Consider the following 17,337-nt stretch of genomic DNA (forward strand, 5'->3'; position numbering starts at 1 on the left):
CGTCTGGAGCGAATACGAGTTCATTGTGCACCAGCCGTACGGCAATTGGCCCGGTTTTGCGGGGTTTACAAGAGCGGTTCTTTATTGGAATCTAACTAAATTAGTGAGATTTATAGGGCGGGTTTTGACGGCGGTCTATTCGGGTCGTTGTCGGGAATTGGGATGAGGTCACGATAGTTTGAAGTCATTTATCATCATCGGCGCCGGGGCAAGCGGCATCATTCTGGCTGCACAGTTGCTCCGGCGTTCACCGGAATCGACTGCGCGAATTTTCGAGCGATCGGGCAGGTTGGGAGCGGGGATCGCTTACGCGACGGAAAATCCCAGCCATCTGCTTAATGTGCGCGCCAGCAATATGAGCGCGTTTCCCGACCAACCGGATCACTTCCTCAACTGGTTGCAGGAGAGCGGCGACCGGTGGGAACCGCACAGTTTTGCGCCGCGCAAAGTCTATCGCGCCTATCTGGAGCATCTGGTTGAGCCTTATCTCTCCGCCGGCAGCTCACGATTGACGATCGAAAGGACAGGCGTCGTCGATGTGGCGCTGAAAGCTGGCAGGCCGGCGGTTGTCACCGAAACCGGCGAAACCTTCGCCGCGGATGCGGTCATTCTTGCAACGGGCAATGAGGCCGCTATTGCGAAATCAGGCGGCCAGATTGCTGAATACTGGGCGAGCAACGGCTATTTCGATGTGCCGACAGATGCACCTGTGGCGATATTTGGTACAGGCCTCTCGATGATCGACAGCGTGTTGTCGCTGCTCGATAATGGACATCGTGCGGAAATATATGCCGTTTCGCGCCGTGGGCTTCTTCCGGCACGCCATGCCCCTGCGCAAGTTTTCCCCGTCGCAGCCGACGACCTTCCGGTCTCGCTCGGGCTTTCCAAGCTCATGCGACGCGTGCGCACCATGATGGCGGAAGCGGAAAGATCGGGTTCCGGCTGGCGCGGCGTGATGGACGGTCTGCGGCCGCATACACAGCATGTCTGGGCGGGGTTGCCGACCTCACAGCGTCGCAGTTTCCTCCGGCATCTGCGCCCATGGTGGGATGTCCATCGTCACCGCATGGCTCCTGCCGTGGCGGATCGCATCGAATCTGCCATGAAGCACGGACAACTCAAAATCACGGCCGGTCATCTCGTTTCAGTGCGCGACGAAGGGGGAGGGATGGAAATCCGTTATCGCCCGCGTCGCAGCGAGAAGATCGAAAAGCAGCATGTCGCGACCGTCATTGATTGCCGTGGCGGAAATCCGCGTTTCTCGACAACCCGCAATGCGGCATTGATCGGCCTCATGGAGCATGGGCTGGCCCGGCCGGATGTGCTCGATCTCGGATTGGATGTTACCCGCGACCTTCAGCTTCTCAATGCGCGAGGCGAACCATCAGGTCCGTTCTTCGCGATCGGGCCAGTCACGAAAGGCGCATTCTGGGAGGTCACAGCCGTACCGGATATCCGCGTTCAGGCCGAGCGGCTGTCAGCGATCTTGCTTGAAGGATAAGAACCTCTCCAAAAGCCATTCCTGCGGCAATCGTCCCAATAAGATCATGTCATTCGGCTGAAAGATATTCGGGGCAATATGTCCAATCGTCGGGCATCGCGGTCCGCAGCAACCGACAAATTATAGATTTTCCGGCAAGAGGAACCATAAAATGATTCAAATTCGCGCGATAAGCCATTGAAAGCTATTGCCATAATGTTCTGTGGCCCGTCATAATAACGCCATCGGAACATATGATTCCTCTCTACAACTTGCCGGAGCGATTCTGTTGCTGTTTTCTTGAGCGGTGCCTGCTTCGGATCAACCTTGATTTCGGCTAGGAGGCCTGTGGCGCATGACGATGGACGGCAGAATGCTTTTCCTGCTTGTCCTTCTACCATTTCTCGGCAGCGCCATAACCGGACTATTCAGGGGGGCGGATCGTAGCGGTTCGGCCTGGTTTACGGCAGCGATTGCGCTTGTCGCCTTTATCGTCACCGCCAGCCTTTATCCCATCGTGTCGGACGGCAAGGTGCTTCGCGGCACCGTGGAATGGCTCCCGGCCTATGGTCTCAACGTCACCTTCCGGATGGACGGCTTTGCCTGGCTTTTCGCGATGCTCATCACGGGCATCGGGCTTCTGGTCGTCATTTACGCGCGTTACTACATGTCGCCGGAAGACCCGGTGCCGAGGTTCTTCTCGTTCCTTTTGTCCTTCATGGGATCGATGCTTGGTGTGGTTCTGTCGGGCAATCTGATATTGCTTGCAGTATTCTGGGAACTGACCAGCATCTTCTCGTTTCTGCTGATCGGTTACTGGTATCACAATGCCAGCGCCCGCGATGGTGCGCGCATGGCGCTGACAGTGACCGGCATAGGCGGTTTCTGTCTGCTGGCAGGCGTTCTGATCCTGGGGCATATCGTCGGCAGCTACGATCTCGACAAGGTCCTCGCAGCGGGCAACCTCGTTCGCACGCATCCGCTCTACAGCGTGGCGCTCATCCTGATCCTGCTCGGCGCATTCACCAAAAGCGCGCAGTTTCCGTTCCATTTCTGGCTTCCGAACGCCATGGCAGCGCCGACGCCGGTATCGGCCTATCTGCATTCGGCAACAATGGTGAAGGCTGGCGTTTTTTTGCTTGCCCGCCTCTGGCCTGTCTTAAGCGGAACCGAGGAGTGGTTCTGGATCGTCGGCTCGGCGGGCCTGATCACGCTTCTGATCGCGAGCTTCTTTGCGGTTTTCCAGCAGGATCTCAAGGGTCTGCTCGCCTATTCGACCATCAGCAATCTTGGCCTCATCACCGTTCTGCTCAGCCTTGGCAGTCCGCTGGCAGCAGTCGCCGCGATCTTCCACATGGTCAACCATGCGATCTTCAAGGCATCGCTTTTCATGGCCGCCGGCATCATCGATCACGAAACCGGCACACGTGACATGCGCAAGCTGAGCGGGCTTCTGCGCCCCATGCCCTATACGGCGACGCTTGCCATGGTGGCGAGCGCGGCCATGGCCGGTGTGCCGCTGCTCAACGGGTTCATTTCCAAGGAAATGTTCTTCGCGGAAGCGGTCGAAACCCATATGGCGTCCTGGCTCGACACGATCACGCCTTACGTGGCCACCATCGCGGGCATCTTCACGGTCGCCTATTCGGTACGCTTCATCTATTCGACGTTCTTCGGACCGCCGCCGCATGATCTGCCCCATGAGCCGCATGAGCCGCCGCACTGGATGCGCCGTCCCATCGAACTTCTGGTTCTGCTTTGCCTGTTGATCGGCATCATTCCGGGACTGTCGATCGGGCCGTTCCTGCATTCGGCTGTGCTGTCGGTGCTGGGTCATGCGACGCCCGAATATAGCCTCTCGGTCTGGCACGGTTTCAACCTGCCGCTGATGATGAGTATCGTGGCCATGATCGGCGGCATTCTTTTGCACTGGATGCTGAAGAACTATCTCGCGACGAGCGAAGACGGCCCTCCGCTTTTCCGGCACTTGCAGGGACAGCGCATTTTCGAGCGTGTTCTGGTTACTCTATCGTGGAACTGGGCGCGCAAGGCGGAAGCTTTCCTTAGCACGCGGCGTCTGCAGCCGCAACTCCGTATCGTGGTCGCCGTGGCGGTCCTTGCCGCCGCCTGGCCGATTTTCGCCTCCGGCCTGCAATCCGGTTCGCTTGGTCCGCAGCCGGTGGACCCGATCTTCGCCGGACTTTGGATACTTGGCGGGGCCTGCGCCGTCGGGGCGGCCTACCAGGCCAAGTATCACCGGCTGGCAGCGCTTATCCTTCTGGGCGGGGCGGGGCTTATCACCTGCATCACCTTCGTCTGGCTGTCTGCGCCCGATCTTGCGGTAACGCAGTTGCTCGTCGAGATCGTAACCACCGTCCTGCTGCTGCTTGGACTTCGCTGGCTCCCGAAGCGTTGGGAAGATCCCGATCCGCTTCCGGTGCAGATCGGCCCGCGCATCCGCCGCTATCGCGACTTGTTGCTCGCCATCGGCAGCGGGGCTGGTGTGGCTATCATCGCCTATGCCGTGATGACGCGCCTGTCTCCCAGCAGCATCGGCGATTATTTCCTCGAAAACGCCTATTCGGGCGGCGGCGGCAAGAATGTCGTCAATGTCATTCTGGTCGATTTCCGCGCCTTTGATACTTTTGGCGAAATCGCCGTCCTTGGCATTGTCGGTCTTACGGTCTTTGCGCTGCTGCGACGTTTTCGTCCAGCGCCCGACACGACCGGATCGACCGCCCAACAGAAAATACAGGACGCCTATGACGAGGCAGCGCCGGACCGCAAGGCCGGTGAAACACTGGCCGATTATCTGGCCGTGCCGTCTGTCATCATGCAATGGCTTTTCCCGGTGATCGTCGTGCTGGCAGTGCATCTGTTCCTGCGTGGCCATGATCTGCCGGGTGGCGGGTTTGCGGCCGGTATCACGCTCGCAATTGCATTCCTGCTCCAATATCTGGCATCAGGCGCGCGCGTTGTGGAGGACCGCCTGCGCATCCTGCCCCTGCGCTGGATCGGGATGGGCCTGCTGTTGGCCGGTGCAACAGGCGCGGGATCGTGGTTCTTCGGCTATCCGTTCCTCACAACCTTCTTCCAGTATACGGAGATACCGCATATCGGAAAAATGCCGACAGCCAGTGCGCTGCTGTTCGATCTTGGAGTCTTCACCCTCGTGGTCGGCGCTACGGTGCTCGTTTTGATCGCTCTCGCGCACCAATCGCTCCGCAAACACCGTGTCGAGAAACTGGCCGCAACGAAGGAGGAGAACTGATGGAACTCGTTCTTGCTCTGGCAATCGGCGTGTTGATGGCATCCGGCGTGTGGCTGATCCTTCGCCCGCGCACCTTCCAGGTGGCAATTGGCCTGTCGCTGATTTCCTACGCGGTCAATCTCTTCATCTTTTCGATGGGGCGCCTCCGCACCAATGCGGCCCCCGTCCTCGATAACGGTGTTGACGTTCAGGCCACGCAATATACCGATCCTGTGCCGCAGGCGCTTGTTCTTACCGCCATCGTCATCGGCTTCGCAATGACCGCACTTTTCCTTGTCGTGCTGCTCGCCTCACGCGGGTTGACACGTACGGACCACGTGGACGGCAAGGAGAATTGATGTTGGACTGGAAAACACATCTCATCGTTGCGCCAATCGTCCTGCCGCTCGTCACGGCGGCCGTCCTGCTGCTGTTCGATGAGCGCAAGCGCAAGCTCAAGATGGCCATCAACTCCATTTCGACCCTGGGGTTGATCGCGATTGCCATCACGCTTGCAGGCATGGCGAGCGAAAGGGCGCCCGACGCTCTGGTCTACCTGATCGGCAACTGGCCCGCGCCATTCGGCATCGTTCTGGTGCTTGATCGTCTCGCGGCCCTCATGCTCGTGCTGACAAGCCTGCTCGGCATGGCATCGCTCAGCTTTGCGCTTGCCCATTGGCACAAGGCCAGTCCGCATTTCCATACGATATTCCAGCTTTTGCTGATGGGACTGAACGGCGCATTCCTGACCGGCGACCTGTTCAACCTTTTCGTGTTCTTCGAAGTCATGCTGGCTGCGTCCTACGGGCTGGCGCTACACGGCTCCGGTCCGGCACGCGTGAAGGCCGGCATGCACTATATCGCCGTCAACCTCGTCGCCTCGTCGCTGTTCCTGATCGGTGTCAGCCTGATCTACGGCGTGACCGGCACATTGAACATGGCCGATCTTGCGCAGAAGATTTCGCAGGTAGCGCCCGAAGATCGTATGCTGCTTGAAGCAGGCGCCGCGGTTCTTGGCGTAGCGTTCCTCGTCAAGGCAGGCATGTGGCCGCTCAATTTTTGGTTGGCGCCAACCTATACGGCGGCAGCAGCACCGGTTGCGGCGGTCTTCGCCATCATGAGCAAGGTCGGCATCTACGTCCTTCTGCGCCTGTCGCCGCTGATGTTCGGCATCGGTGCCGGTTCCTCCTACGGTTTCGGCAATGACTGGCTCTATTTCGGCGGGATGGTAACGCTTGCCTTCGGCCTGATCGGCGTCGTCGCATCGCAGGCGATGGGACGTCTCGCCAGCTACAGCATTCTAGTATCCTCCGGCACCTTGCTGGCCGCCATCGGCAGCGGCAACACCGCCATGACAGGTGCGGCACTTTTCTACATGGTCAGTTCGACACTCACCATTGCCGCATTTTTCCTACTGATCGAATTGATCGAGCGCGGGCAGGACGCAGCCGCCAACGTTCTCGCCGTTACCATGGAAGCCTATGGTGACGATGAGGAGGAAGAAGAAGAGGACGAGATCGGCGCGGTATTGCCTGCGACCCTTGCCGTCCTGGGCACGTTCTTCGGGATTTGCGCGATATTGCTGATCGGTCTTCCGCCGTTTTCGGGCTTCATCGCCAAATTCCTGATCCTGGCGGCGGTGTTCAATGGAGAAGGTGCCACCCCGCAGCTTGCAATGCCGGTCAGCCCGGCAAGCTGGGCACTGGTTGCACTTGTTCTCCTATCCGGCCTGTCGGCCCTGATCGCGATGACGCGTACCGGCATCCGTACCTTCTGGGCTTCGCTCGAAGGTAACGTGCCGCGTGTTCTGGTGCGGGAAGTCGTGCCGATCGCAGGACTTCTGGCAATCTGTCTGGCGCTGACGATCGCAGCCGGTCCGGCAATGCGTTACATGGATGAAACAGCGCGTTCGCTGCACAATCCTGCATCCTATATCAGCAGCGTTCTCAATGCGCCGCGCGCGGGCACGCAAACGGAGGAGGCACAGTGAAGAGAATCCTGCCTTATCCGCTTCTGTTCGCCTCGCTGCTTCTGTTCTGGCTGCTCTTGAATGGCTTCACCCGGGCGCAGTTCCTGCTCGGTGCGATCATCGCAATCATTGCATGCCTCATCATGACGGCCTTGCAGCCGCAGAAGAACCATATTCGCTCAATCCCGACCATGCTCTGGCTGTTCGGAGCCATAAGCTATGACATATTGGAATCGAATATCGCCGTTGCGGGGATCATCCTGTCGCGCAAGCGCAAGCGACGTCCGGGCTTCGTCGTCATCCAGCTCGATCTGGAAAACCGGACTGCGCTTGCCGTCCTCGCCTGCATAATCACCGCGACGCCAGGCACGGCATGGGTGGATTATAACGCCGCAAGGCGCGAACTGACGATCCACGTGCTCGATCTGGACGATGCGCAGGCGTGGCGGGATACGATCAAGGGACGGTATGAGCAGCCGCTCATCAAGATATTTACAGTCGCCGACACCGTCGAAGAGGAGAAATCCGCATGAGCGCAGTCATTATCTTCTGGTCCCTGCTTTTCGCTCAGCTGATGCTTCTTGGCGCCATGGCCTGCGCAGTCTACAGGCTTCTGGTCGGTCCGCGCGCACAGGATCGCATTCTTGCGACCGATGCGCTTTACCTCAACGCGTTGCTGCTCCTGATTACATTCGGCATACGCACGGGCAGCATCATCTATTTCGAAGCCTCGCTGATTATCGCTCTTCTCGGCTTTGTCGCTACCGTGGCGCTGTCCAAATTCCTCATGCGCGGGGAGGTGATCGAATGATCAATGCAGGCGAAATTCCCGTCTGGGCCGCTGTCATCATTTCATTTTTCCTGCTGGGCGGCGCGTTCCTGACGCTTGTCGGATGCATCGGCCTTGTTCGCTTCAAGAGCTTTTATGAGCGCGTTCATGCGCCCACGCTCGGCTCGTCGTTCGGAGCGGGCGGGATCCTGATCGCGTCGATTATATTTTTCTCCATCTTGCAATCGAAGCCGATTCTGCATGAAGTGGTCATTACCGTCTTTGTGGTTGTCACAACGCCGGTAACGCTCATGCTGCTCAGCCGCGCCGTGATCCATCGCGACAGAACGCAGGACAGCAAGGAGCTGCCTTCATCTTCCGACCCGCTATAGTCGGTTTGATGTTCGAGGGTGCGGAGAGGGCGGAAAGCCAGCGTTTTCCGCCGCACCAAATGGGGAAAACCGCCTGCTCCGACAGGAGACGGCGGCTGTCGCTTCCGGGCTGACCGGAGACCTGTTTTGGAGTTCGCTTCAAGACCGGCTATCCTGCCGACCGGAAACTTTATCTGCCATTTGCCGAATCCCCTGCATCAGTGCCCACCGACCGCGGAGCGGGATGCAACGGCCTATCGTCTTTTCGGGCATTTGGAGGAGTGTCCCGGGGCTGCGGCCAATTGTCCATTCGGGCCAGACCCGGGGACAAGCGGATTGAAGGAACAGACCATTTGAATTATCTGAATTTCAGTAATTTCTGAAAATTCAGAATTTACGGGAGAGAGAATTTTGGAATTGTCGCCAATCGTTCAATCGTTCGTGCTCCACTTCGGAGAAATGGGCAGCCGTTGGGGCATCAACCGCACCGTGGGGCAGATATATGCGCTGCTTTACATATCGCCTGACCCTCTTTGCGCCGACCAGATCGTCGACGCTCTCGGTGTGTCACGTTCGAACGTCTCCATGGGTATCCGCGAGTTGCAAGGCTGGAATCTGGTGTTGCTGAAGCACATTCCCGGTGATCGCCGCGATTTCTTCACGACGCCCGACGATGTGTGGCAGATTCTGCGCACGCTCGCCGAGGAGCGCAAGAAGCGCGAGATCGATCCCACGCTTACCGTTCTGCGCGAGATCCTGATGGAACAGCCGAAGGGCGAAAGCGATCTTTATGCGCAGGATCGCATGAAGGACATGTACGGCCTGATCGAAAGGCTGACCAACTGGTACGACGACGTCAAGCGGCTCGATACGGACCGTTTGACCAGTCTTCTGGCGCTTGGCGCCAAGGTGACCCGCTTCCTTGAAACCACGGACAGGATCGTGGCGCTTGGGCGCGGGCGAACATCGGCCAAAAAGGAGCCTAAGAGAGAGTGACATCCGTTGTCCCCCGAACGGAAACATTGACGGCAGAAGACGGCGAAGTGGCGGGCATCCGGCAAAGTTCGCGCCGCCCGCAACGTCGTCCTGTCCCGTCCTTGCTGAAGCGGGGGGCATATCTTCAGGCATTGGCCGCACTTTTGTGGCTGCCGCAGGCGGGCATCTTCGCCTATGCGATCGGGCGGCTGGCCGATACCGGCTTCGACAATTCCGTCTATTACAGCGCGGCAGGCATCTTCATTCTCGGCTGCCTGCGCAGCATTCTCGAAAGTGCAGGTGCGGCCAAGGCTTTCGATGCCGCCCGGCAAGAGCTTTCCCGGCTGCGGACCAATGCCGTTGCGGCGCTTGCGGAGCGTTCGCCCCTCGATGTGATGCGCCCATCATCCGGCGAGGCTGCAAGCATTCTTGCCGAACAAGCGGAAATGGTCGTTCCTTATCTTTCGCGTTTCGTGCCGGTGCGCATTCGCGTCATGCTGGTTCCATTGGCCATACTTGCAGTCGTGCTCTGGTATTCGTGGGCTGCGGCGCTTGTCCTGATGGTTGCAGCCCCGCTGATACCGATATTCATGGCGCTGATCGGCTGGCGCGCAAAAGCGGCCAGTGAAAAGCAGCTTATCGCTCTTGGCGGCATGAACGGTTTTCTGCTCGACCGTCTGCGCGGCCTTGCCACCATCCGCACATTCCATGCCGTGGATGCTACCGCGAACCGGTTGCGCGAAAATGCGGAAACCCTGCGCTCAAAAACCATGTCCGTCCTGCGCATTGCATTTCTGTCGTCCGCCGTGCTTGAACTTTTCGCGGCAATCGGCGTCGCCATGGTCGCGGTCTACATTGGCTTTCATTTGCTGGGCCAGCTCAACTTCGGAGCATGGGGCCATAAGCTGACGTTGGCGGAAGGTCTTTTCGTCCTGCTTCTGTCGCCTGCGTTCTTTGAGCCGCTACGCGATCTTTCCGCCGTCTGGCACGACCGCGCTGCGGGTGAAGCTTCTATCGACGCGCTGGAAAAGCTTTCCGAACATCCGATGACCGTTGTCGGAAAGAGCGAAAGCCAGACAGCAATGAGCGGAACTCCCACAGTAAGCTTGCACAATATCGGATTCAGTTACGGGACGGAAGCCAAGGTTCTCAACGAATTCAGCCTCAACATCGAGGCTGGAGAGCACGTAGCTCTGCTCGCGCCGAGTGGCTACGGAAAATCCACCATTCTGGCGCTTGTTGCCGGGCTGACGGCTCCGCAGGCTGGCCGGATCGAGATCGGCGGCGTGGCGCTGACAGATGAAACCGCAGCAGCACTTCGTGCAAGGATGAGCTGGATCGGACAGAAACCGCACATCTTTGCCGGATCGGCCCGTCAAAATATCACCCTTGGCCGACACACCGACGTGGAAGCCACCAGAGCTATTATCGACGACATGGCGCTGGGTCATGTTCTGGGCGTTACCGGCAACGGCCTGATTGGTGAAAACGGAGCAGGCATTTCCGGGGGCGAGGCCCTGCGGCTGGCGCTTTCCCGTGCGGCTATCGATGCGGGTGCAGATATTCTCCTGGCTGATGAACCGACTGCTCATCTTGATCAGGAAACGGCAACGCTCATTGCCGACAGTCTTTTGAAGCTTGCCAGAGGCAAGACGCTGATCGTCGCTACCCATGACGAAACTCTTGCCCGCAGGATGGATCGCGTCGTCCGTCTGGATGGCGGCGTGAGCAACGATCCCCTTTGGCAGAGGAGGGCAGCCGAATGAATGGTTTCCAGTCATTGCAGCCAATCCTCAGGCTCTTTTTCCGCACCAAGGGAACAGCTCTCCTTGCAGGTATCGCAACGGCAACCGTAACGGTCCTCGCCGGCATTGCACTTCTTGGCCTGTCGGGGTGGTTTATAACCGCAACGGCAATCGCAGGCATGAGCATCGCCACGGCGGTTGTGTTCGACGTGTTCGCGCCCGCCGCCGGCATTCGCCTGCTTGCGATCCTGCGGACCGGTTCACGCTATCTCGAACGGCTCGTCACCCATGATGCGACGCTCGCGATCCTCGCGGCCCTGCGCGAAAAACTGTTCCGCAGCTGGGCGCGGCCAAGCGCTGCAAATACGCTGCTAAAACGTCCGGCACGCCTTCTCTTCCGTCTGACCGCAGACATCGATGCGCTCGACTCGCTTTATCTGCGGGTGGTGGTGCCGGTTGGCGCTGCGCTTGCCACCGCCCTTGTTGCCGGTATCGCGCTCGGTCTGATGAACCCGGTTTTTGGGCTGGTGGTGGCGACCGTCCTACTTGCGGCTGGTCTTTGTATTCCGCTTGCAGCCGCCCGCCGTTCCGAAAAATCCATGCGCCAGCGTGTCAAGGGCACGGAAGCGCTGCGGGCCCGCACGGTCGATCTTGTAGCCGGTCAGACCGAACTTCTGATGGCCGGGCGGCTTGCAGATCAGAAGCTGGCATTGGCCCGCGCCGATGGTTACATCGCCGCATCGGATCGCAGGCTCAACCGCATAGAGATCGTTACCGGCGCCGGTTTCGGCATTGTTCACGCATCCCTGCTTGCAGGCGGCCTTGTCGCTGTTGGATTGTTGATGCGGTCCGAGACAATCGGAGCCCCCGTCGCAGCACTTGGAATGCTCGTCATTCTTGGCGCGATGGAGCCCTTTTCAGCATTGCGGCGCGGCGCGATGGAGCTCGGCCGCACAGTCCTCGCTGCGAAGCGCGTCGCGCCTCAACTGACGGATGAGGCCGAACCCGCAGCGCCGCAAAAGCCAGCGAATGGCAAGGCGGTTCAGCTGAAAAGCGGGTCCGTTCGCCATGAGGGTGCCGAACGCGATGCCCTCAAAAATATCACGTTCGATATTGCTGCCGGTGAGCGTGTCGCCATCGTCGGCACAAGCGGCGCAGGCAAATCGACACTGTTCAGTCTGCTCGCAGGAGAAATTCGAGCAACGCGGGGCAGTGTCGAGGTATTGCCGACACGCCTTCTCACACAGCGGACCGAGCTTTTTCAGGACAGTCTTCGCGATAATCTGCGTCTGGCGCGCGCCGATGCAGGCGATCATGAACTGATGGATGCGCTGGACGCTGCTGGCCTTGGGACATTTATCAGGGAATTGCCAGCGGGGCTCAATGCGATGCTGGGCGAGGGCGGTCTGGGGTTATCGGGCGGGCAGGCGCGCCGTCTGGCCCTTGCGCGGCTGTTTCTGACCGATGCGCCACTCTGGCTGCTGGATGAACCGACCGAGGGTCTGGACAGTGCGACAGCCGAGGATGTCCTTGAGCGCCTCAAGGCGCGGGCGGGTTCACGTACATTGCTGATCGCCACGCATATCCGTCGCGAGGCGCGAATTTGTGAACGGATCATTGTTTTAAATCAAGGCGCTCTAATTGAGTCCGTAGGTAAGGAGACAGGACGCTTTGACGAAATCCTCGAAAACATGAGGTGAGCGAACAGCACCGGGACGGTTAAGGCTCGTGTCGGTGGCTAAACCGGAACTTGGACCGGTAGTTGGAATTGAAGCGCGGGAAACGGGTTTTCAGGAACCCGCCCGCTTTCAAAGGGGGCAGCGCTGGAGCGCAGCTCATAACACCAGGAGGGCCGGATTTACCGGCTTAAAGAGATGGAACTCGATATTGTCTCCCTGTCGCGATTGCAGTTTGCGATCACGGCACTTTATCACTTCCTCTTCGTACCTCTGACCTTGGGTCTTTCCGTGCTGCTTGCCATCATGGAAACCGTTTACGTTATGACGGGGCGACTCATCTGGCGGCAGATGACGAAATTTTGGGGTACGCTGTTTGGCATCAACTTCGTGATGGGCGTCGCGACGGGCATCGTGATGGAATTCCAGTTCGGCATGAACTGGAGCTATTACAGCCATTATGTCGGCGACATCTTCGGCGCACCGCTCGCCATTGAAGGCCTCATGGCATTCTTCCTCGAAGCGACCTTCGTGGGCCTGTTCTTCTTCGGATGGGATCGCCTGTCGAAAGTCGGGCACCTCATGGCGACCTATGCGGTTGCGGCCGGTTCCAACTTCTCGGCGCTATGGATTCTGATCGCCAATGGCTGGATGCAGAATCCGGTCGGATCGGCGTTCAATCCCGAAACCATGCGCATGGAAATCTCCGATTTCTTCGCCGTGCTGATGAACCCGGTCGCCCAGGCAAAGTTCGTGCATACGGTATCAGCCGGTTATGTCACAGCAGCCATTTTCGTCCTTGGTATTTCCGCCTGGTATCTCCTCAAGGGGCGTTCGGTAGAGCTTGCCAAGCGTTCGATCACCATCGCGGCTTCCTTCGGTCTGGCCGCTTCGCTTTCGGTTGTCGTTCTCGGTGACGAAAGCGGCTATCTGGCCAATGAACACCAGAAGATGAAGATCGCCGCCATCGAAGCCATGTGGGAAACTGAACCGGCACCTGCGCCGTTTACGGTCTTCGGCTTCCCCAATCAGGAAGCGCGCGAAACCCATTTCGCGGTGCGTATTCCATGGGTCATGGGCCTGATCGGCACCCGCTCTCTCACGACCCCGATTCAGGGCATCAACGATCTGGTCCAGAATGCGGAAAACCATATCAGGAACGGTATCGTCGCCTATGACGCCTTGCAGAAAATCCGCGCGGCTGGCGATACTAACGCCGTTCCGCAGGAAGTGAAGGACGTTTTTGCCGATAACAGCCAGTGGATGGGCTATGCGCTTCTGCTGAAGCGCTATGTCGACGATCCGCGTCAGGCAACCGACGCGCAGATCACGCAGGCAGCCAACGACACGGTTCCCGGCGTGCTGCCCCTGTTCTGGGCATTCCGCATCATGGTGGGCATCGGCTTCTTCCTGATCCTGCTGACGGGCACATTCTTCGTGCTATCCGCCCGTCGCAAGCTCGACCGTTATCCTTTCCTGCTGCGGGTAGCCGTATTTGCTATACCGCTGCCGTGGATTGCAGCCGAAATGGGCTGGATCGTGGCCGAGTTCGGCCGTCAGCCCTGGGTAATCGAGGGCATATTGCCGACGGCGGTCGGCGTTTCAAACCTCGGGGCGTCCACAGTGCTGCTGACGATACTTGGTTTCGTGGCGATCTATACGGTTCTCTTCATCATCGAGATGGGCCTGATGATCCGCGCCATCAAGGCCGGACCTGAACCCGACAGCAAGCCGGAAGCAATTCTCGCCCCGGCCAGCATCGCACCTGCGGAGTAAGGATCATGATACTCAGCGAATTGTTGGACTATGAAACTCTGCGCATCATCTGGTGGGTACTGCTCGGTGTATTGCTGATTGCCTTCGCCGCGATGGACGGGTTCGATCTCGGCGTGGACATTCTCATGCCGGTGGTCGGCAAGACCGATGTGGAACGGCGCATCATCATCAACACGATCGGCCCGGTCTGGGAAGGCAATCAGGTCTGGTTGATTCTGGGAGGCGGTGCCATTTTCGCCGCCTGGCCACCGCTCTACGCGGTGTCCTTCTCGGGCTTCTATCTGGCGATGTTTGCCATCCTGTTCGCACTCATCCTGCGTCCGGTCGGCTTCAAGTATCGCTCCAAGCGGGACAGCGAAGCCTGGAGAAAGGGTTGGGACTGGGCGCTGTTCATCGGCGGTTTCGTGCCTGCCCTCATCTTCGGCGTTGCCGTCGGCAACGTCCTGCAGGGCATTCCCTTCCGGCTCGCAGACGACCTTCAGATATTCTACGAAGGTTCGTTCTTCGGCCTGCTCAATCCGTTCGCGCTGCTTTGCGGTGTGCTTTCAGTCACGATGCTCTCCATGCATGGCGCCTCGTGGCTGGTCCTGAAGACGACCGGGGAAGTACAGGCGCGCGCGCGGTTCTATGGCAGCATCGCGTCGCTTCTGACCGTTGTCCTTTATGTTCTGGCCGGGGTGATCAGCTGGCTCTGGATTTCGGGCTACCGCATCACAAGCGCCGTCGTCACGGACGGCCCGTCCAATCCGCTGCGCAAGACGGTGGAACTGGATCACGGCGCATGGTTCGCCAATTATGCGAGCTATCCAATCCTGCTGATTGCTCCGGCGCTCGGCATTCTTGGAGCGCTTGCGGTCTTCGTCGCGCTGCGCAGCCGTCGTGAAGTCGCGCCGCTGCTGTTTGGAAAGCTGTCGATTTTCGGCATCATTTCATCGGTGGGCGTGTCGATGTTCCCGTTCATCCTGCCATCGTCGCTCGATCCGCGCGCCAGCCTGACGGTATGGGATTCGTCTTCCAGCCATATGACACTGTTCATCATGCTGGTGGTGACGCTCATCTTCCTGCCGCTGATCGTGGTCTACACGTCCTGGGTCTACAAGGTTTTGTGGGGCAAGGTCGAAAAGGACATGATCGAAGACGACAGCAACCACGCCTACTAGAGCGGTTCCGGTTCAAACGGAGCCGCTGGAGCGCTCTATCTCTTTGTTTTACGCATTGTCCTACGCAAAATCGCTTCGCACTTTTGCTGGAAATGCTCTAATCGGAAAGGAAGCAAGATGTGGTATTTTTCCTGGTTACTGGGGCTTCCGCTTGCAGCAGCTTTCGCCGTGCTCAATGCCATGTGGTATGAGCTGATGGACGACCGGGCGCGCAGGCGCCTTTCGGCAGATCCGACTGCGGATATGGCGCGGGAAGGCAAGAAACATCATTGATAAAACCAAAACGGCCCGCAAACGGGCCGTTTTCATTTATAAACTCATTCAAGGCTGCGGTATCGTCAGCTCCGCCACGAAATCATAGGCATCGCCGCGATAGAGTGATTTTGTAAATTCGACCACGCGGCCGGAGGGCAGATAGGAAATCCGCTCGATGGACAGCCCGGCGTCTCCCTCCTTGACGCCGAGAATGCGTGCATCCGGGTCCTTGATGTTGCAGGCGGCGATGCGCTGGACAGCGCGAACGGGTCGAAACCCGTTACGGCTCAGTTCAGCATAGAGCGAACCCTTGACCGCATCCGGATCGGGCAAGATTTCACTCGAGAGGCTGGCCCGTTCGATGGCCAGCGGCAGATCGCTCGCCATGCGCAGGCGGCCAAGGCGGGCAACGCGGGTTTCCGAGGAAACGCCCAGTTTCATCATTTCCTCGGGCGAGGGATAGTAAAGGCCCCGTTCCAGCCATTTGGATTGCGTTGTGATGCCGCGTCGTGCCATGTCTTCGGTGAACGAAGTCAGCATGGAAAGCGACTGCTGCACGCGCTCGCTCGGACGCACGACGAAAGTGCCGGAACCGTGACGGCGCACCAGGAGCCCGGCCTTTACCAGATCGTCCACGGCCTTGCGCACGGTGACGCGGCTGATATTGGCATATTCGGCGATGTCGCGTTCAGGCGGCAGGGCTTCGCCATCAACCAGTTGTCCGGCGCGGATCGCGGCTTCGAGCGACTGGCGCAACTGCATGTAGAGCGGCCCTCCGGAAGAAGGGGCGGAACCTTGCAGGTTCTTGGGCAGGAAAGCGCTGAAATTTCCGCTCATTCGCGCGCCCTTCCATTTTGCGGCCCATATCGCTTGAGAGCGAGCTGAAGCGCGCCCGTCAATGCATCCGCCGCGGGGGCGACCAGAAGCGCCTGCTGATGAGGCGGCAGCCATTCCACATAGAGCGGCGCCATGCCGCCAAGCAGGCTGATGCGTTCGCCACCCTGATTGATCAGCATATCCAGCGTTTCGCTGATATAACCGGCGGAGCGCTCCAGCAGCATACGCGCCGTTTCATCGCCTTCACTGGCATATTGGAAAACACGCGGAGCATATTTGCCGAAGTCGCCGGGTTTTGCCGTCCACGCGAACTCGACCAGATTGTCGGGGTTATTGTCGAACTCATCGAGGAGATCGGTCGTCAGGCGCGTGCGCCGATGGATGCCGTCATGCACAAGCAGGCTTTCCTGCAGCAGGCTTTGACCGAGCCGCGCGCCGCTGCCGAGGTCGCCCAAGGGAAACCCCCAGCCGCCGACCGAATGGATGCGCCCGTGCCGCCGCGTGATATAGGCCGTACCCGTTCCAAGAATGGCGACGATGCCATCCTGGTCGCCAAGCGCGCCTTGGAGCGCAATCACGCCGTCGAATTCCACATCGGAGTGCGCAAAGGGCAGGCCGCGCTCTATCGGTACGCCCGCACCCTCGACGTTGCCGCCGGCAAGGCCAAGAACCGCGTGGCTGTTTGCATAGTGCGCCTTGTCCAGCCCGGCATCGTCAAAAGCGTTGTCGACCGCCGCGATCACATTGATCAGCGCCGTCTGCGGATCGGTGACGATATTGGCAGAGCCGCTGCGCCCTGAACCCAGAATCGCACCACCGCTGCCCGCCACAACAGCACGGCATCCGGTGCCACCGCCATCAACGCCAATGAAGAATTCAGTCATGAAGATACCTCCGGCTTGAAGATACCAAAAAAATACCATTAACCAAGCAGATTTGTCGGCTTGTGAAAAATTTGATTAATTTATTGAAAAAATTCAGGAAAAAAAGCCGCTCTGAATTTTTCTGCGCGAAAGTTGTAAACTTCTCTGGACAATTGGTACGTTTTTGGCATTAATTTCAGCAGAAGGGGAG

General features: G+C 58.8%; 15 protein-coding genes. 13 read left to right on the forward strand and 2 right to left on the reverse strand.

Annotated features, from left to right (window positions below):
* The first annotated feature begins 178 nt into the window (after positions 1–178).
* The 13 genes from OINT_RS15375 to cydX all read left to right on the forward strand — a co-directional run bounded on the left by OINT_RS15375 (position 179) and on the right by cydX (position 15,444).
* Entirely contained in the window at positions 179–1,501 is a 1,323-nt protein-coding gene (locus tag OINT_RS15375) for an FAD/NAD(P)-binding protein (protein ID WP_006468796.1), read from the forward strand.
* Positions 1,502–1,835: 334 nt separating this feature from the next.
* Positions 1,836–4,751 (forward strand): monovalent cation/H+ antiporter subunit A, encoded by a 2,916-nt coding sequence (locus tag OINT_RS15380; RefSeq protein ID WP_006468797.1) that lies wholly within the window; start codon positions 1,836–1,838, stop codon positions 4,749–4,751.
* Positions 4,751–5,089 (forward strand): Na+/H+ antiporter subunit C, encoded by a 339-nt coding sequence (locus OINT_RS15385; RefSeq protein ID WP_006468798.1) that lies wholly within the window; start codon positions 4,751–4,753, stop codon positions 5,087–5,089. Before OINT_RS15380 ends, OINT_RS15385 begins: the two co-directional genes overlap by 1 nt.
* Before the next feature lie 2 nt (positions 5,090–5,091).
* Positions 5,092–6,720 carry a monovalent cation/H+ antiporter subunit D gene (locus tag OINT_RS15390; protein WP_006471303.1) on the forward strand — a complete coding sequence of 543 codons (1,629 nt, stop codon included), beginning with the start codon at positions 5,092–5,094 and terminating at the stop codon, positions 6,718–6,720.
* Positions 6,717–7,232: a Na+/H+ antiporter subunit E gene (locus tag OINT_RS15395; RefSeq protein ID WP_006468800.1), complete on the forward strand. Its 516-nt coding sequence runs from the start codon at positions 6,717–6,719 to the stop codon at positions 7,230–7,232. The genes OINT_RS15390 and OINT_RS15395 overlap by 4 nt, the downstream gene beginning before the upstream one ends.
* Positions 7,229–7,510 (forward strand): K+/H+ antiporter subunit F, encoded by a 282-nt coding sequence (locus tag OINT_RS15400; protein ID WP_006468801.1) that lies wholly within the window; start codon positions 7,229–7,231, stop codon positions 7,508–7,510. Before OINT_RS15395 ends, OINT_RS15400 begins: the two co-directional genes overlap by 4 nt.
* A complete protein-coding gene (mnhG, locus tag OINT_RS15405) occupies positions 7,507–7,860 on the forward strand; it encodes a monovalent cation/H(+) antiporter subunit G (protein ID WP_006468802.1) in 354 nt (117 codons plus the stop codon). Before OINT_RS15400 ends, mnhG begins: the two co-directional genes overlap by 4 nt.
* Before the next feature lie 390 nt (positions 7,861–8,250).
* Complete coding sequence (locus OINT_RS15410; RefSeq protein WP_006468803.1) at positions 8,251–8,835, forward strand: GbsR/MarR family transcriptional regulator; 585 nt, start codon at positions 8,251–8,253, stop codon at positions 8,833–8,835.
* Positions 8,832–10,580, forward strand: coding sequence for a thiol reductant ABC exporter subunit CydD (gene cydD / locus OINT_RS15415; protein WP_006468804.1), 1,749 nt, complete (start codon positions 8,832–8,834; stop codon positions 10,578–10,580). The genes OINT_RS15410 and cydD overlap by 4 nt, the downstream gene beginning before the upstream one ends.
* Positions 10,577–12,259: a thiol reductant ABC exporter subunit CydC gene (gene cydC, locus OINT_RS15420; RefSeq protein WP_039853256.1), complete on the forward strand. Its 1,683-nt coding sequence runs from the start codon at positions 10,577–10,579 to the stop codon at positions 12,257–12,259. Before cydD ends, cydC begins: the two co-directional genes overlap by 4 nt.
* 174 nt (positions 12,260–12,433) lie before the next feature.
* Positions 12,434–14,011 (forward strand): cytochrome ubiquinol oxidase subunit I, encoded by a 1,578-nt coding sequence (locus tag OINT_RS15425; protein WP_006468806.1) that lies wholly within the window; start codon positions 12,434–12,436, stop codon positions 14,009–14,011.
* Positions 14,012–14,016: 5 nt separating this feature from the next.
* Positions 14,017–15,171 (forward strand): cytochrome d ubiquinol oxidase subunit II, encoded by a 1,155-nt coding sequence (gene cydB / locus OINT_RS15430; protein ID WP_006468807.1) that lies wholly within the window; start codon positions 14,017–14,019, stop codon positions 15,169–15,171.
* Between the two features lie 117 nt (positions 15,172–15,288).
* Positions 15,289–15,444: a cytochrome bd-I oxidase subunit CydX gene (cydX, locus tag OINT_RS23060; RefSeq protein ID WP_006468808.1), complete on the forward strand. Its 156-nt coding sequence runs from the start codon at positions 15,289–15,291 to the stop codon at positions 15,442–15,444.
* Positions 15,445–15,492: 48 nt separating this feature from the next.
* Here the strand turns inward: cydX and OINT_RS15440 are convergent, their stop codons facing one another.
* Together OINT_RS15440 and OINT_RS15445 are read right to left on the reverse strand one after the other, a co-directional pair.
* Complete coding sequence (locus tag OINT_RS15440; protein ID WP_006468809.1) at positions 15,493–16,263, reverse strand: GntR family transcriptional regulator; 771 nt, start codon at positions 16,261–16,263, stop codon at positions 15,493–15,495.
* Positions 16,260–17,147 (reverse strand): glucosamine kinase nucleotide-binding domain-containing protein, encoded by an 888-nt coding sequence (locus tag OINT_RS15445; RefSeq protein WP_006471306.1) that lies wholly within the window; start codon positions 17,145–17,147, stop codon positions 16,260–16,262. Before OINT_RS15445 ends, OINT_RS15440 begins: the two co-directional genes overlap by 4 nt.
* Between the last annotated feature and the right edge of the window lie 190 nt (positions 17,148–17,337).

Source organism: Brucella intermedia LMG 3301, from assembly GCF_000182645.1.
GTDB classification, from domain to species: Bacteria; Pseudomonadota; Alphaproteobacteria; order Rhizobiales; family Rhizobiaceae; genus Brucella; species Brucella intermedia.

Coding starts and splice junctions, on each gene's coding strand:
- OINT_RS15380 (WP_006468797.1), top strand. CDS start 1,836: ATGACGATGGACGGCAGAATGCTTTTCCTGCTTGTCCTTCTACCATTT.
- OINT_RS15400 (WP_006468801.1), top strand. CDS start 7,229: ATGAGCGCAGTCATTATCTTCTGGTCCCTGCTTTTCGCTCAGCTGATG.
- cydX (WP_006468808.1), top strand. CDS start 15,289: ATGTGGTATTTTTCCTGGTTACTGGGGCTTCCGCTTGCAGCAGCTTTC.
- OINT_RS15385 (WP_006468798.1), top strand. CDS start 4,751: ATGGAACTCGTTCTTGCTCTGGCAATCGGCGTGTTGATGGCATCCGGC.
- mnhG (WP_006468802.1), top strand. CDS start 7,507: ATGATCAATGCAGGCGAAATTCCCGTCTGGGCCGCTGTCATCATTTCA.
- cydB (WP_006468807.1), top strand. CDS start 14,017: ATGATACTCAGCGAATTGTTGGACTATGAAACTCTGCGCATCATCTGG.
- cydC (WP_039853256.1), top strand. CDS start 10,577: ATGAATGGTTTCCAGTCATTGCAGCCAATCCTCAGGCTCTTTTTCCGC.
- OINT_RS15440 (WP_006468809.1), bottom strand. CDS start 16,263: ATGAGCGGAAATTTCAGCGCTTTCCTGCCCAAGAACCTGCAAGGTTCC.
- OINT_RS15425 (WP_006468806.1), top strand. CDS start 12,434: ATGGAACTCGATATTGTCTCCCTGTCGCGATTGCAGTTTGCGATCACG.
- OINT_RS15445 (WP_006471306.1), bottom strand. CDS start 17,147: ATGACTGAATTCTTCATTGGCGTTGATGGCGGTGGCACCGGATGCCGT.